The organism is Curtobacterium pomorum (genome assembly GCF_044497295.1).
GTDB lineage: Bacteria > Actinomycetota > Actinomycetes > Actinomycetales > Microbacteriaceae > Curtobacterium.
Map to the genome: position 1 here is coordinate 592,293 of NZ_CP172409.1, position 15,263 is coordinate 607,555.

General features: G+C 68.9%; 10 protein-coding genes. All 10 read left to right on the forward strand.

Annotated elements, in window-relative coordinates; genetic code table 11:
- Positions 1 to 100 precede the first annotated feature (100 nt).
- The 10 genes from ACGH48_RS02890 (at position 101) to ACGH48_RS02935 (ending at position 15,205) form a co-directional block, all read left to right on the forward strand.
- Positions 101 to 1,279, forward strand: coding sequence for a hypothetical protein (locus ACGH48_RS02890; protein ID WP_148061682.1), 1,179 nt, complete (start codon positions 101 to 103; stop codon positions 1,277 to 1,279).
- Between the two features lie 157 nt (positions 1,280 to 1,436).
- Complete coding sequence (locus ACGH48_RS02895; RefSeq protein WP_396290119.1) at positions 1,437 to 2,552, forward strand: hypothetical protein; 1,116 nt, start codon at positions 1,437 to 1,439, stop codon at positions 2,550 to 2,552.
- A gap of 22 nt (positions 2,553 to 2,574) precedes the next feature.
- Positions 2,575 to 3,753 carry a glycosyltransferase family 4 protein gene (locus tag ACGH48_RS02900; RefSeq protein WP_396291153.1) on the forward strand — a complete coding sequence of 393 codons (1,179 nt, stop codon included), beginning with the start codon at positions 2,575 to 2,577 and terminating at the stop codon, positions 3,751 to 3,753.
- Positions 3,750 to 4,796, forward strand: coding sequence for a glycosyltransferase (locus ACGH48_RS02905; protein ID WP_396290121.1), 1,047 nt, complete (start codon positions 3,750 to 3,752; stop codon positions 4,794 to 4,796). Before ACGH48_RS02900 ends, ACGH48_RS02905 begins: the two co-directional genes overlap by 4 nt.
- Positions 4,793 to 5,677, forward strand: coding sequence for a glycosyltransferase (locus ACGH48_RS02910; RefSeq protein ID WP_396290122.1), 885 nt, complete (start codon positions 4,793 to 4,795; stop codon positions 5,675 to 5,677). The genes ACGH48_RS02905 and ACGH48_RS02910 overlap by 4 nt, the downstream gene beginning before the upstream one ends.
- 54 nt (positions 5,678 to 5,731) lie before the next feature.
- Positions 5,732 to 7,528, forward strand: coding sequence for a DUF4012 domain-containing protein (locus tag ACGH48_RS02915; RefSeq protein WP_396290124.1), 1,797 nt, complete (start codon positions 5,732 to 5,734; stop codon positions 7,526 to 7,528).
- A 105-nt stretch (positions 7,529 to 7,633) separates the two neighbouring features.
- On the forward strand, positions 7,634 to 8,194 hold the full coding sequence (locus ACGH48_RS02920; RefSeq protein ID WP_396290126.1) for a sortase: 561 nt from the start codon (positions 7,634 to 7,636) through the stop codon (positions 8,192 to 8,194).
- 421 nt (positions 8,195 to 8,615) lie between these two features.
- Positions 8,616 to 8,945: a hypothetical protein gene (locus ACGH48_RS02925; RefSeq protein WP_123310335.1), complete on the forward strand. Its 330-nt coding sequence runs from the start codon at positions 8,616 to 8,618 to the stop codon at positions 8,943 to 8,945.
- 131 nt (positions 8,946 to 9,076) lie between these two features.
- Positions 9,077 to 9,406 (forward strand): hypothetical protein, encoded by a 330-nt coding sequence (locus tag ACGH48_RS02930; RefSeq protein WP_123310333.1) that lies wholly within the window; start codon positions 9,077 to 9,079, stop codon positions 9,404 to 9,406.
- 243 nt (positions 9,407 to 9,649) lie between these two features.
- On the forward strand, positions 9,650 to 15,205 hold the full coding sequence (locus tag ACGH48_RS02935; protein ID WP_396290128.1) for an Ig-like domain-containing protein: 5,556 nt from the start codon (positions 9,650 to 9,652) through the stop codon (positions 15,203 to 15,205).
- The last annotated feature ends 58 nt before the right edge of the window (positions 15,206 to 15,263 follow it).

Sequence of the window (15,263 nt, forward strand, 5' to 3'; positions counted from 1 at the left end):
CGCGGAAGGGGACCTGTTGCCACGTCAGACGGTTGCGGATCGTTCCGTGGCGGGTCCGCAACGGCCCCCGGCCCCAGTGACTCGTGCAGCCACCTTCGGGGTGACCGCGATCATGCTGGCGCAGTGGATCCTGCCGACCGTCGGTTTCGCACTGCTCGTGCAGGACCGAGGTCAGGTGCGCGGAACGGCTGTCGTGCTGCTCGCGCCGCTCATCTTCGCTGCTGGTGTGTTCCTCGCCAGTCGCGTCGGTTCTCGAGGTCTCGTTGCGGAGTCGGACGAGCCTGCGTGGCTTCCCTCGTTCCTCCGCGGTTGCGTCTTGGTCCTGGGCGTGCTTGCGGTGTTGCACTTCTCCGCCGTCGGCATCCCGCTGCTGAGCAGCAGCGTCGAGACGAGCCGGTTCGACATCGGCTCGAGTGGGCTCGGCGGTTTCCCGAGTCGCGCGGTCCTCTACGCTCTGCCGATCGCGGCATTGATCGGCCTGGCGACAATCCGGGATGCTTCGAAACGCTCCGCGGTGACCCTCTGGGTCCTGTTCGCCGTGACCCAGGTGTTCCTCGGGTTCAAGGGCGGCCTCATCGAGGTGCTGATCATCACCGCGCTCGGCCTGGCGATCCGGTACGGACGCCTCGGGTTCAAGCAGCTTGCTGGCTTCGCCGTCGGCGCAGTGGTGGCCATCGGGTACGTCACGTACGTCGGCTCGAAGTACCAGACGCTCGCCGGTTCTGACGCTGGCATCGCCTACGTGATCCGGCGATCGACGAGCGATGCGATCATCGCCGGATACACCGCGCTGACCGCTCGCCCGGTGGGCATCTCAGACCACACCTCAGTGCTGTTGCGTGACCTCGGCGTGCTCTTCGGCCGCTACCTCGGGACTGCCCCGGAGGGATACTCCTTCGACGAGCTGGTCTCGTCGGTCGTGACAGGGACGCCGATCCAGCGAGGGGCGTTCCTCGTGCCGGTGACGGTGGGCGGCCCCGTGTACCTGCTCTACAGTATGCCGGTGCTCGCCTGCGTTCTCGTCCTGCTTGCGCTCGGGATCGTCTGGCGGTCGGCCGTCGTCCGGCTGCGACAGGCCAGTGGACCGTTGCTCACCGTCAGTGCCGGCGTGTTGGTGTACGGGATCCGACTGTTCCTGATGAACGGAAACGGCGCCTACCTCCTGATCAACTTGACGTTCACGTTGGGATTGTTGGTGATCTGCGCATGCATCGGTCACGTGTTCCTCGGACGGCGTCGGACACCGGGTGTCATCGTTGTGGGGAGACCGCTTCATTAGCGCGCAACGAGTTCGCTTCGCCCTCTTCCAGGCAGGGCCGATCGCCGTCGTCGGGACCACGCTCCTCGTGTGGCCGTTCCTCGGCCGCCTCCTGCCACCGGCTCCCGTCGGCCAGCTCTCAGGGGTCCTAGCAGTCAGCAGCATCCTGGCGCCCGTCGTGACACTCGGTACGCATCTGCACGTCGCGAACCGTTTGGCAAGGGACCCCAGGAGGGCAGGAGGAGCGGACGGCCGCCTCGTTCGGTTCCTGCTCGTGGTCCTGGTCGCGGTAGCGGTCGCCAGCGTCATCGGCTTGGCCGTGGCACACGAGAGTTCGGTCCTCAGGGTGTCGGCAGTTGTCGCGGCGACCGGTTGCTCGATCCTCGGTCTCGGGGTCATCCGCGGACTGAACCGAGCCGGTCTGTACGCCGCGGTGACGATCTGGTCACAGTTCCTGTCACTGTTCCTGCTCTCGGTGGTCGCCGGGATCAGCGGATCTCTCGACGCCGGTCTCAGCGTCTACGTTGTCGCCCTGGTCCTGGGCACGGTCGTGGTCGTACCGCTCGTGAACCGACGGTCTGACGTGGACGCGCAGGGGCTTCCCTTGCGCATCGGCCTGCAGGCGCTCGGTCTCGTGCCGCACCTCGTGCTTGCGGTCGCCACTCTCCTCCTCGCACGGATCATCGTCGGGCTGGTCTCCGGTCCCATCGGACTCGCCGGATTCCAGTACGCCTCGCTGCTCATCGGTGGAGTGACCACGATCGGGGCATCCCTCGACGCGCACTGGTCCGTTCGGGCCCAAGCCGCGACGAGCGAGACAGAGCTGCGGAGCCTGCTCAACCGGAACCTCGTTCGCATCCAAGCGGTACTCGTGGCCGTCGCAGCCGGAGTCGTGTTCTTCGTCTTCGCGCTCCTGCCTTTTTGGCTTCCTCCCACGTACGACGCGGATGCGGTGCGGGGTGCCGTCCTCGTCTCGCTCAGCGCAGGTTCGTTCCAAGCGCTCGCCGACAACAGAGCAGCAGCATTGATGTGGCTCGGGCGCTCAGGGGCGGTTTCGGCCGGGACGAGCGTCGGCGTGATCGTCGCATCCGGGAGTTGCCTCCTGCTGGTCACTGCTTTCGGATGGGAGTCGGCGGGCGCAGCGATCGCGCTCGGGACTGCATCACGGGCGCTGATCACGTCCTTGCTGCTCCGACGCGCCGAGCCGGCTCTCGGCCTCGACCGCCCAGCCATGGTGGCCTCGACTGCCGCTGTCGGCCTCGTCCTCATGGCCGTTCTCCTCACGCAGATCTGAAGAAGGCGCAATGCGAATCCTGATGCTGACGAACAGCTACGTCGACCGGACCCGGGGCGGTGTCGAGCTGCACGTCTTCAACCTGGCCAAGGAGCTCGAGGCGGCCGGTCACGCGGTCACGGTGGGGCGAACCAGCCCGGGAGAGAGCCAACTCCCGGTCGATGGACCCGCGCTGTGGGTCATCGACCCGCACACGGCTGGGACAGAGGGGCGCGCACGGACTCGGCGAAGCACCGGCGGCGCGCGGTTCCTCTCGAACTTCCTCGCGCGCGTCCAGATCGGTCGGAGGATTGGTCGGACGTTGCGGAAGGCGGGGCTGGAGGACCGCTTCGACGTCATCCACCACCACGACTTCGTGACGAGCGCCGTCATCGCGCGACGTCTCCGTCGCTCCGGTGTGCGCCAGGTCTGGACGAACCACCTCGGCGAGTTCCTCATCCTGCGACGGATTCCCGTGGTCGGACGGTGGGTCACGAGATGGCTCACGACTCCGTTCCAGGCAGCGACGGGACCGTCGCCGGAACTCGCAGACCAAGCGGCAGTGCGGTGTCCGATCCGTTACGTTCCCAACGGCGTCGACGTAGAGACCTTCCGGCCAGCAGGAGACGTCGAGCGACAGGATGCCCGCAGCGAACTGGGTCTCCCTGTGGTGGAGACCGTCTGCATCGTCCCTCGTCGCTGGGCCCCGAGCAAGGGTGTGGTCTTCGCGGCCGAGGCGATCACGCTGCCTGAGTGGCCTGCCGAGGTCGCCTTGGTGTTCGTGGGAGCTGGTGAATCGGACTTCCCCGAGTACGCGCAGGAAGTTCGCGGACTCCTGGCGCATGCACGGGGCATGGTCGTGGTGGTCGATTCAGTCGATGCCACGGGCATGGCGAGCTATCTCCGCGCATCGGACGTGTGCGTCATCCCGTCGCTCCTGGAAGCGACCAGCCTCTCTGCGCTGGAGGCGATGGCGAGCGGGCTCCCGCTTGTCGCATCCGACGTCGGCGGGCTCCCCGAACTCGTCAACGACCGCACCGGTTTGCTCGTCCCGCCGCGTTCGCCGCTCGAACTGGCCAAGGCAGTCTCACAGCTCGCGGCGCTCCCCGCCGAAGCTCGGCTCATCATGGCCGCCGAGGCGCGACGTTTCGTTGAACAGTCGTACGCGTGGTCGAACATCGCGGTCCGTATCAGCGAGATGTACGACGAGGCAGCATCATGAGGATCGCCTATCTGTCACACGTGAGCAGCCGGTGGATCAAGCAGCGCCCGCACTTCCTCAGTGAAGCGCTCGGCCGCATCGAGGGCGTTGACATCGCCTTCTTCGACTCCCTGTTCGTCAAGCGCGGTCGGTTGGTCAAGGACCAGCGGCTCGCCGTTCCGGTGCGGCACCTACCCCTCGTCCCGCAACGTCTCCGCGATCGACTCAAGGCCGCAGACGTCGTACTGAGCACGGTGTCCGCTCTCTTGCTCCTCGTTCTCTGGCGGCCGGACATCGTCATCGTCACCCATGCGAGACACCAGCGCCTCGTCCGCGTGCTCCGAGCTGCGCGAGTGCGGATCGTCTACGACTGCATGGACCTCAACCGTGAGTTCTCAGATGCGACCCAGGCGGACGTCGACGCCGAGTCCCGACTGAGAGCGGCGGCGGCGGTCGTGTGGTGCTCGAGTACAGCGATCGCAGAAGACGTCCGTTCGACGCATCCGAGGACCAAGACCCAGGTCGTGAGGAACGCACTCGATCGAGCAAGCGCCGAGTCCGTGTTCGTTGCCCCCGGTGCAGTCGAGGTTGGTACGGTGCGGTACATCGGCACAGTCTCGGAGTGGTTCCGTTTCGAGGACGTCCTCGCCTTGCTCGACGCGGACCCGGATGTCCGCGTGGAACTCGTGGGTCCGACCGACGTGCGGATCCCGAACCACCCGCGTCTGATCGCGATCGGTCCGAAGCCGCACGCCGAGGTCTTGTCGCTCATGGCGACGAGTGACGTCCTGGTGATGCCGTTCGAGATCACGCCACTCGTCCTCGGCGTTGACCCCGTCAAGGTCTACGAGTACGTCGTCTCGGGTCGCCCAGTCGTGTGCTCCGACTATCCGGAGCTCGCGCACTTCGGCTCGGACATCTCTCGAGTATCCGGAACGGAGTCCTTCGTCAGTGCGGTCCTGGCGGGTGTGGGTGCTCCACGTCGCACTCAGGCAGACGTCCGGTCCTTCGTGGACCAGAACAACTGGGACACCCGAGCCCGGTCGGCCACGGGGGCGTTGTGAGCGCGGTCGCCGTCGTCATCGTCTCGTACCGGTCAGAAGTCGCCGCCGTGGCAGCGGCGCGTTCGGTGGCATTCGAGCCAGACGTCGTGAGCGTCACGATCGTCGACAACTCGGCGAGCGAGCGGCGACATGAGGAGTTCATCCTCGACGACCTCAGTGATCGCGTGGTGGTCGTCAGGCCTGATCAGAACCTCGGGTACGCCGGAGGCAACAACCTCGGGCTCCGTGCGGCCATGACCTCGGGACACGAGTTCGTGCTGGTGCTGAACCCCGACGTCGATCTGCCGACGGGCACGGTCCGCGCTCTGGTCGAGGAGTTGGCGAACTCGGAGGCGCACGTTGTGTCACCCGCGCTCGCCGAAGCGCCGAACGGTCGGGAGACAGTGCTGCGTCGTCCGGGCTTCGACCTCTTGCTCGGTCGCGGGGTGCTCGAAGCGCCTTTCGGGCGACGATTCACCCCGACATTCTTCGGCGCAGCGTTCCTCGCGAGGTCTCGAAGCTTCGAGCAGTTCGGTCTCCTCGACGAGCAGCTGTTCTTGTACTGCGAAGAGATCGAGTTCGTCGAGCGACTCACCAGGCAGGGGGAACGCGAGGTGTTCCTGGTGGCGGAGGACGTCGTCGTTCGCCACGGGAGGGGCGGCACGGTCTCCCCGGGCGGCTACGACACGGGCGCTCGGTCGACGATCGCCTACGAAGAGGCTTCGCGTTCGGTGGTCGTCTTCGGGAAGACGTACCATCCGTTCCGGCTCTGGGTGTGGGTGTTCGCGCGGCTCGCGATGGCGGCTGGACTGATCATCCGGAACCCTCGGGCAGCTCGAGCGGTCCTTCGTGGGGTCACTCGGGGGCTCGTCAGCCGTTCGGTCAGACCGGACCGCCCGTGAGGCTGTGCGGACGATCTCGCGAGTTCGACGTGCTGGCTTCCTAAGATGAGCACCATGTCTGACGCGCCGACCTCACGACGCGCGCAACGTCGCTGGGTCCTGTGGGGCGTCCTCTTCATCGTCCTGCTCGTGATCGCCGCGGTCGCCTGGGTGGCGATCCGCGGAGCGCTGGCGAAGCAGGACCTCGAATCGTCCGTCGCGCACGTCGAGACCTTGCGGTCGCAGTTGGCGAAGGGCAACACGGCAGCGGCGCAGCGAACGGCGGCGAAGCTCGAGGCGAGTGCCGCCGATGCTCGGGCGAAGACGAGCGACCCGGTGTGGGCCGCCTTCGAGCACACGCCGTTCATCGGCGGCAACCTGCGCGCCGTGCGCCAGGTGTCGGCGATCGTCGACGACGTGGCGACCGACGCCGTTCGTCCGGTCGCCGGGGTCCTCGGCGACGTGGACGTCGACGCATTCAAGCCGGACGGCGGCAAGATCGACCTGCAGCCCCTGGTGGCGGCGCAGCCGGCGGTCGCGAAGGCGACCACCGCGCTCGGCAAGGCGACCCGCGCGGCCGACCGGATCGACACCGCTGACACCGTTTCGGCCGTGACGGACGCCGTGAACCAGCTCCGGGCCTCCTTGGCGTCCGTGTCGGAACAGGCGGCCGTTGCGGACAAGGTGGTGCAGCTGGCGCCGGCGATGCTCGGCGACGGTGGCGCGAAGCAGTACCTCGTGCTCTTCCAGAACAACGCGGAGCTGCGTGCTGGCGGGGGGATCCCCGGAGCCGTGGCGCTGTTGGACGTCGAGGACGGCGCGATCTCGCTCGGGCAGCAGGCATCGACGTCGGACTTCCCCCAGGCAGACGACCCGGTGCTGCCGCTGACCACGGACACGCAGGGCCTGTACGGCTCGATCACGGGGGAGTTCATCCAGGACGTCACGCTGACGCCCCGGTTCGACACCTCGGCGAAGCTCGCGCGCGAGATGTGGAAGCGGCAGTTCGGGGAGCGGGTCGACGGCGTGCTGTCGATCGACCCGGTGACGCTCGGCTACATCCTCAAGGCGACCGGCCCGGTCGACCTGCCGACGGGGGATCGGCTGACGTCGGACAACGCGGTGCAGTTGCTGCTCAGTGATGCGTACGCGAAGTACCCGGACCCGGCGGTGCAGGACCTGTTCTTCGCGTCAGCAGCCAGCGCGGTGTTCACGAAGGTGTCCAAAGGCGGCTTCGACCCGAAGGAGTTCATCGCGGCGCTGACGACAGGCGTTCACGAGGGGCGGGTCAAGCTCTGGAGCGCCGACAAGGGCGAGCAGGCGGAGCTCACCGGGACGGCCATCGCTGGGGGTCTGCCGACGAGCGACTCGAGCTCGCAGCAGTTCGGCGTCTACCTGAACGACGCCACCGGCGCGAAGATGGACTACTACCTCGAGAAGACCGTCTCGGTGGGCAGTGAGGTGTGCCGGAAGGACGGTCGACCGACGTGGACGGTCGAGGTCAAGCTCACGAGCACCGCTCCGGCCGATGCGGCGACCAGCCTGCCGGAGTACGTCACCGGAGCCGGTGCGTTCGGCGTCGCGCCTGGCGTAGTCCGGACAAACGTCGTCGTCTACGCCCCCTCTTCAGGGGTGTACGTCACATCCACTCAGGACGGCAAGACCGCGTCTCCACAGACGGCGATGGACGGCGACCATCCAGTCGCGCAGTTCCAGACCACCCTCTCACCAGGGAAAAGCACGACGATCCGGGTGCAGTACCTCGGCGGGGGCGACCAGGGCCGCACGCCGGTGGACGCGGTGTCGACCCCCGGAGTTCACCAGTCGGTTACACAACCCCTGGTCACCAGCTGTGAATCCCCGGTAGATTGAGCCCACTTCGCAATCGCGCCTGCACGTCCGGGGGCTGATCGCACTTTCATCCGCCGGAGACATCAGGGTCCACGTGCGGAGCCATCGGGTCTAGGGGACACATCCATGAAGAAGATCATCGCTGCGGTCGTCCTGGCCGCTGCTGCGTTCGTTGCCGTTCCGTCCGCTGCCAACGCCGCCGGCTACGTGCCCGCGTCGAACGTCAGCGTCTCGGGTCCGGCTGTCGCCGGTGGCACCGCGACCGTCGGCTTCGCCGCCGGTTCGTTCGTCGCCAACGAGACGGTCTCCGTCTCCGTGACCGGTGCAGGCGCCGTCACGCTGGGCGCGCTGCCCATCACCACCGTCTCGAAGACCTACACGGCCTCGTCGACCGGTGCCGCTGCGGTCTCCGTCACGCTGCCGCAGGGCGCGTCGGGCACCTACTCGCTCACCGCGACCGGTGCGACCTCGGGCAACGTGGCCACCTCGGCCCTGACCGTCGTCCCGGCTGACGGCACCGCCGTCGTCCCGGCCGCCGCTGCCGGCACCAACGGCAACGGCGAGCTCGCCTTCACCGGTTCCACGATCTCGATGCTCGCGATCTGGGTCGCCGGTGGCGCCGTGGTCCTGGGTGGTGGCCTGCTGCTGGTCCGCACCTCGGTCCGTCGTCAGCGCGAGACCATCTGAGTCTCCCCGCACTGCACGAAGCCCCTCGGAGCATCCGCTCCGAGGGGCTTCGTCGTGTCCGGCAGACCGGAGCGGCCGGTGGACGAGAGTCATCTCGCGACCCGGCGGCTGCGCCCGGTGGCTGGGGCGCGCCCTGGAACCCGTGGACTGTCGGAGGTCACCCGACTGACGGGAGCGAGCCGCGCCTCCCGTCCGGCTCGACAGCCATCCGTACCCCGTGAGCCGCCGATCCGGAAAACGAGTACCCCGATCACTGGCGTGTACCCCGGAAAGACGTCACACCGCCCCGGAAATCCGGGGGACGTCGATCAGTCGCATTGACGGAACCCGTGAATCGACGGGCCTCGCTGGCGGTTCGGGTCGTGGTTCTCGTAGCGTTCTGGTGTCAGCAGATGTACCCCGGATCGTGAAGGAGAGCGACATGACCACCATCGTCAACAACCAGACGCAGGCCGAGGTCACCCTCGACACTGACACGGTCGACACCATCGCGATACTCGAAGCCGCCGCAGCGACCTCGACCCGTCCGACCCGCGCCAAGGTCACCTGGGTGCAGGAAGACCAGGGCGAGTGGATCGCCGGCTACGGCGGGTACTTCGGCGGCAGCGTCGACAAGCGCGACGGCCGGTTCGTCGCCTCGGACACCTTTGGCCTCGTCGTCGGCGAGTTCGCCACGCTCGAAGAAGCGCAGACCAAGCTCGAGGACCAGCTCCACGTGATGCTCCCGTCGGTCATCCGACCGGTCGAGTAGGCGCCACCGGCGCCACCGCACCGCTGGCGCCACCGCACCGCTGGCCCCGTCAGCGCCCGCACCACCCAGCACCATCGGCGTCCGCGACGCCCGCAGCACCAGTACGCAGCACAGCCCGAAGGAGCACGACCATGAGCATGACCACCGATCACCCCCAGCAGGCCGAAGTGACGCTGGACACCCGGACGATCGAGGTCATCGCCGAGATCGAGGCGCAGGTCGTGGCCGACACGGCGCCCGAGCGCGTCCGCATCAGCTGGGCGCAGCCCGACACCGGGCTCTGGGTCGCCAACTACGGCGGCTACTACGGCGGCACCGTCGACCGCCAAGGCACGCACTTCTTCGTCGCCGACACGTTCGGCGAGTACGTGGGGGACTTCCGGTCCCTCGACGAGGCGAAGACGCGTCTCGCCGAGCGGCTGCACGTGCTGCTGCCGGACGTGATCCGGCAGGCTGTCTGACGCGCTGAGCCCCGCGAACCCCGAAACCCCACCGGATCCGGTGGGGTTTTCGTGTGCCCCGAGCGGGTGACGCGGGACTGAGGGGCGGCTACCCCCACAACGAGTGGTCCCCCCTATTGGGGACCCGCCCCGTCCCCATTTCGGTATCGAGACCTGCCAGTATCGACCCGGCGCCACCGACCGTTCTCCCTGAACCGACGGCCGTGGATCAGGCGCCCGCATCGTCTCGACCCGAAAGTGATCATGCTGCCTGCTTCCCAGGGCACCGCTGTGCCTCGACGCCGTCTCGGCGTCCGAACCGTCGCCATGTTCGGCGCCGCGCTGCTCGTCGGCGCCGGGCTCTCGACGACCACGGCGGTCATCGCCGCCGAGCCGGCCTCGGCCGTCACCGCGATCTCGAACGGTGCACTGGTGTGCGACCAGAACACGCTCTACGCCATCGACAGCACGGGCAAGGTCGTTGCGGTGGACATCACCACGGGTGCCTCCAAGGGCACGACCGCCGACGTCACGAACCTCGGTACCGGCGCGAACAACGGGCTCGGTATCTCACGCGAGGGCCTGTCGATGTTCGCCGCGTCGAACAACGTCAGCGCCACGCTCCGGCAGTACGACCCGAAGACCAACGTCGCGTCGGATACGATCGCCACGGACAAGACACGGACCGTGATCCGCGGTGCGGTCAACCCGAAGAACGGCATCTACTACTACGGCGACAACACCGGCTGGCTCGGCGCCTACGACCCGGCGACCAAGACGTACCTCGGCCAGGTCGGGCAGATCAACGGCCTGAAGTCCGGCAACGGTGACTTCGCGTTCAGCTCGCGAGGCCTGTTCTTCGTCGTGGCGGCCGACACGGTCTACCGCGTCAACACCGACGAGGTCCCGAGCACCTCGGGCAGTACGGTCATGACCACGTCCGCGATCGCGACCCTGCCGGCGGGCACCAGCAGCCCGGGCATCGCGTTCTCGTCCGACGGCTACCTGTACGTGTCGAACACCGTGACCGCGAACAGCGTCTCCACGACCACGATCTACCAGCTCGACCCCACCTCGGGTGCGCAGGTCCGCAGCTTCCCGATCGTCGGCAACTACGCCGCCAGCGACCTGGCCAGCTGCAACTACGCCGACACCGTCACCGGTGAGGCGAGCGTCGACAAGCGCTGGAACGCCGGCGACCAGTTCGGTCTCGCCATCACTGGCGGCGGCATCGACCCCACGAAGCCCGGCACCTCGGCGACGACGACCGGCAAGGACACCGGCACCCAGTCGCAGCGCGCCGGCGCCGTCCTGAGCACGCCGAACAAGGACTACACGGTCACGCAGACCGCCTCGGGCACCACCGATCTGGCGAACTACAGCACGTCGTGGGTGGCACGGAACCAGACGACCGGCGCGCTGGTCGCCGACGGCAACGGGAACACCGGCACCTTCACGTTCCCCGCCGCCACGACCGCCGACGGCACCGACGTCATGGTCACCTTCACCAACACGCTCAAGGCCGTCCACGTCACCACGACCTCGGACACCGGCAACACGCCGAACGGCACGAAGCTCACGGTGCCCGCGAAGGGCGTCCTGGCGAACGACAGCGGCACCGGCCTGTCCGTCGTGTCGAACACCGAACCGGCCCACGGCACCGCGACGGTGAACCCCGACGGCTCGTACACGTACACCCCGGCCGACGGCTTCTCCGGCACGGACACCTTCCAGTACACGGCGAAGGACTCCTCCGGTCAGACGTCGACCAGCACGGTGACGATCACCGTCGCCCCGGCGGGCACCGACGACTCGTTCAGCGTGCACGCCGGGCAGACCGCCACCGCGGACGCGAAGACGGGTCTGCTCGCGAACGACCACGGCACCGGCCTGACGGTCACGGGCAACACGAAGCCCGCCCACGGTGACCTGACGGTCGAGCAGGACGGCTCGTACACGTACACCCCGACCGCCGGTTACTCCGGCCCGGACTCCTTCACCTACACGGCGAAGGACGGTGACGGCGCGACGATCACCGGCACGGTCACCATCACGGTGCTGCCGACGGCGGTCGCCGACACCGTCACCGCGACGGCGGGCTCGCCGACCAAGGGAAGCGGAAGCGGAAGCGGCACCGGCACCGGCACCCCCGGCACCGGCACCCCCGGCACCGCCCCCGGCCTGCTCGCCAACGACCTCGGCTCGGACCTGACCGTGACGGGCAGCACCAAGCCCGCCCACGGTGACGTCGTCGTCGCGAAGGACGGCGGCTACACGTACACCCCGACCGCCGGCTACTCCGGCCCCGACTCGTTCACGTACACCGTCACCGACGGCAACGGGGGGACCGACACCGTCACCGTGACCGTGCAGGTCGCCCCGCTCGCGAAGGACGACACCGTCCGCGTCGCCGCCGGCACCACGTACACCGCCGGCACCCGCGCCACCGGCGTCCTCGGCAACGACCTCGGCACCGGCCTGACCGTCTCGTCGAACACGAAGCCCGCCCACGGCGAGCTCACCCTCGACACGGCGACCGGGGCCATCACCTACACGCCGGCCGACGGCTTCTCGGGCACGGACTCGTTCCGGTACACGGCGACGGACACCGCCGGTGCGCCGACGACCGCCACGGTGACCATCACGGTCAACCCGACGATCGCGAACGACGCCACGACGACCGACGCCGGCACCCCGGTGAACGTCGACGTGCAGCACAACGACCGCGGCTCGGACCTGGTCACCACGATCGTCACCGGCCCGTCGAACGGCACCGCCGTGGTGGCCGAGGACGGCACCGTCGACTACACGCCGACGGCCGGCTTCTCGGGCACCGACTCGTTCACCTACACGGTGACCGACGGCTCGAAGGTCACCACTGGCCCGGCGACGGTCACCGTCACGGTCAAGCCGGTCGCGAACGGCGACACCGTGTCGACGAAGTCCGGCGAGGCGACGACCATCGCACCCGCGACGCTGACGAAGAACGACGCGGGCACCGACCTGACCGTCACCGACGCGGCCGCCGTGCCGGACGCCGACGGCGCCACGCACGGCGACGTCACGATCGACACGGCCACGGGCACGATCACGTACACGCCGAAGCCCGGGTTCTCCGGCACCGACACCGTCACGTACACGGTGCGGGACGGCTCCGGCCAGACCACGACCGGCACGATCACGGTGGTCGTCGGCCCGAAGGCGGCTGCTGACACCGCGACCGCCACGGCCGGCTCGACCCTGACCGTGGGCGGGGACGGGGACGACCGCGCGGGCGTGCTCGCCAACGACGCGGGCACGAAGCTCACCGCCACGGTCGACCTCGAGCCCGGGCACGGTGACCTCGAGCTGGCGAAGGACGGGTCGTACACGTACACCCCGAAGGACGGCTTCTCGGGCACGGACACCTTCACGTACACGGCGAAGGACCCCTCCGGCGGGACGACCACGGGCGTCGTGACCATCACGGTCACGCCCGGCACCGAACCCGACGAGATCACGGTCAAGGCAGGCGGCAGCACGACGGTCACCTCGGCCGACCTGACCGGCAACGACCACGGCACCGGGCTGTCCGTGCTCGACATCCCCGTCGACGCGAGCGGCGAGCACGGCACCGCGATCCGGAACGACGACGGCACCGTCACGTACACGCCGAAGCCGGGCTTCTCGGGCACCGACGAGTTCACGTACACGGTCACCGACCGCAACGGCCTGACCAACACCGGCACGGTCTCCGTCACCGTCACCCCCGTCACGGCGGGCGGCTCGACCACGGCCGACGCCGACGGCACGACCACGGTCCCGGCCGACAAGGGCGTGCTCGACGGCGCGACCGGCACCGACCTGCAGGTCACCGACAACACCAAGCCATCGCACGGTGACGTCGTCGTCGACAAGGACGGCGGCTACACCTACACGCCCAAGCCCGGGTACTCCGGTCCGGACTCGTTCGACTACACCGTCACCGACGGCGCCGGCGGCACCACCACCGGCACCGTGACGATCGTCGTCGCCCCGAAGGCCGTCGCCGACACCGCGACCACCACCGCCTCGACCCCGGTCGACGTCGCGGTCACGGGCAACGACTCCGGCACGAAGCTCGCCGTCACCGCGGTGACCGAGCCCGGGCACGGCGCCGCGGCGATCACCGGGACCGGCACCGTCACCTACACGCCGACCGACGGCTTCTCCGGCACGGACACCTTCACCTACACGGTGACCGACCCGACCGGCGGCACCGCGAAGGCGACCGTCACCGTGACGGTCACACCCGTCGCGGTCGCAGACGCCCTGCACACCACCGCCGGCACGGCACTGCCGATCACCGGGACCACCCTGACGGGCAACGACCACGGCACCACGCTGACGGTCACCGGCCACGGTCCCGCAGCGCACGGCGCCGTGACCGAGGGCACCGAGCCCGGATCGCTCGTCTACACGCCGAAGAAGGGCTTCTCCGGCACGGACACCTTCACCTACACCATCACCGACGGCTCCGGCCAGACCACGACGGCGTCCGTGACGGTCCTCGTCGGCATCGCCGCCGTCGACCAGTGGCACACCATGCCGACCAACCAGGTGATGCGCGCGTCCACCGCCAACGGCGTCCTCGTCGGTGACTCCGGTTCCGGCCTGTGGGCATCGATGGAGACGAAGCCGCAGCACGGGCGACTCGCGCTGGCGAAGAACGGGTCGTACGTCTACACGCCGCCGGCGGACTGGTCCGGCCGTGACTGGTTCACCTACGCGGCGAACGACGCCGAGGGACACGCCGCCCTCGCGCTCGTCGTCATCGACGTCACCCCGACGGCAGCGGACGACAAGGCCGCCACGACGGCGGGCAAGCCGGTCACCGTCGCGGGCCCCGGCGTGCTCGGCAACGACCACGGCACCGACCTGACGGTCGTGACCTCCGGCACGGCGAAGCACGGCACGGTCTCGATCGCCGCCGACGGCACGTTCGTCTACACCCCGGCGAAGGGCTTCTCCGGCACCGACACCGTGACCTACCGGGCGCAGGATGCCTCCGGTCAGCGGGTCGACGCCACCGTCACCGTCACCGTCGGCATCGACGCGACGAAGGACACCGGTCACACCATCGCCGGCACCCCGGTCACGCGTGACGCCGCCCACGGTCTGCTCGCGAACGACCAGGGCACCGGCCTCACCGCCGCCCTGGACCGCAAGCCGGCCCACGGTACGGTGACGGTCCAGTGCACCGGTGCGTACGTCTACACCCCGGCCGACGGCTTCACCGGCACGGACACCTTCACCTACACGGTGACGGACGCCTCGGGGCAGACCACCACCGCCACCGCGAGGATGACGGTCGTCGCCGCCGCGGTCGCGACGGACGACTCCGCCACCGGGATCGTCGGTCACGAGGTCACGATCGACCCGCTCGACAACGACTCCGGCACCGGCGGCGCCGCCTTCGAGACGGCGACGCTGCACCTGATCGACCCGAAGACGGGCAAGCCCGTCGACACGGTGGTCGTCGACGGCGAGGGCACCTGGACCGTCGGTCACGGACAGGTCGTCTTCACCCCGGCAGCGGGTCACACCGGCACCCTGTTCGTCGGCTACACCGTCACCGACACCGAGGGCCAGACCGTCACGGCGACCATCACGGTCACCTACCCGACGGGCGTCGCCGCCGCGGTCCACGTCGCGGAGCTCGCGTTCACCGGCACCACCGGCCTGGTCGGCCTGGGCCTCGGGGCGCTCGCCCTGATCCTGGCGGGTGTCCTGCTCTCGATGCGTCGGCGCACCGCCGACGAAGCAGCGGCGCCGGGCATCCGACGCAGCGCGCGTCCGTAACACCGGGATCGACCGGGAGGCCCGGATCACGTCAGCCGACAGGCGCACGTGATCCGGG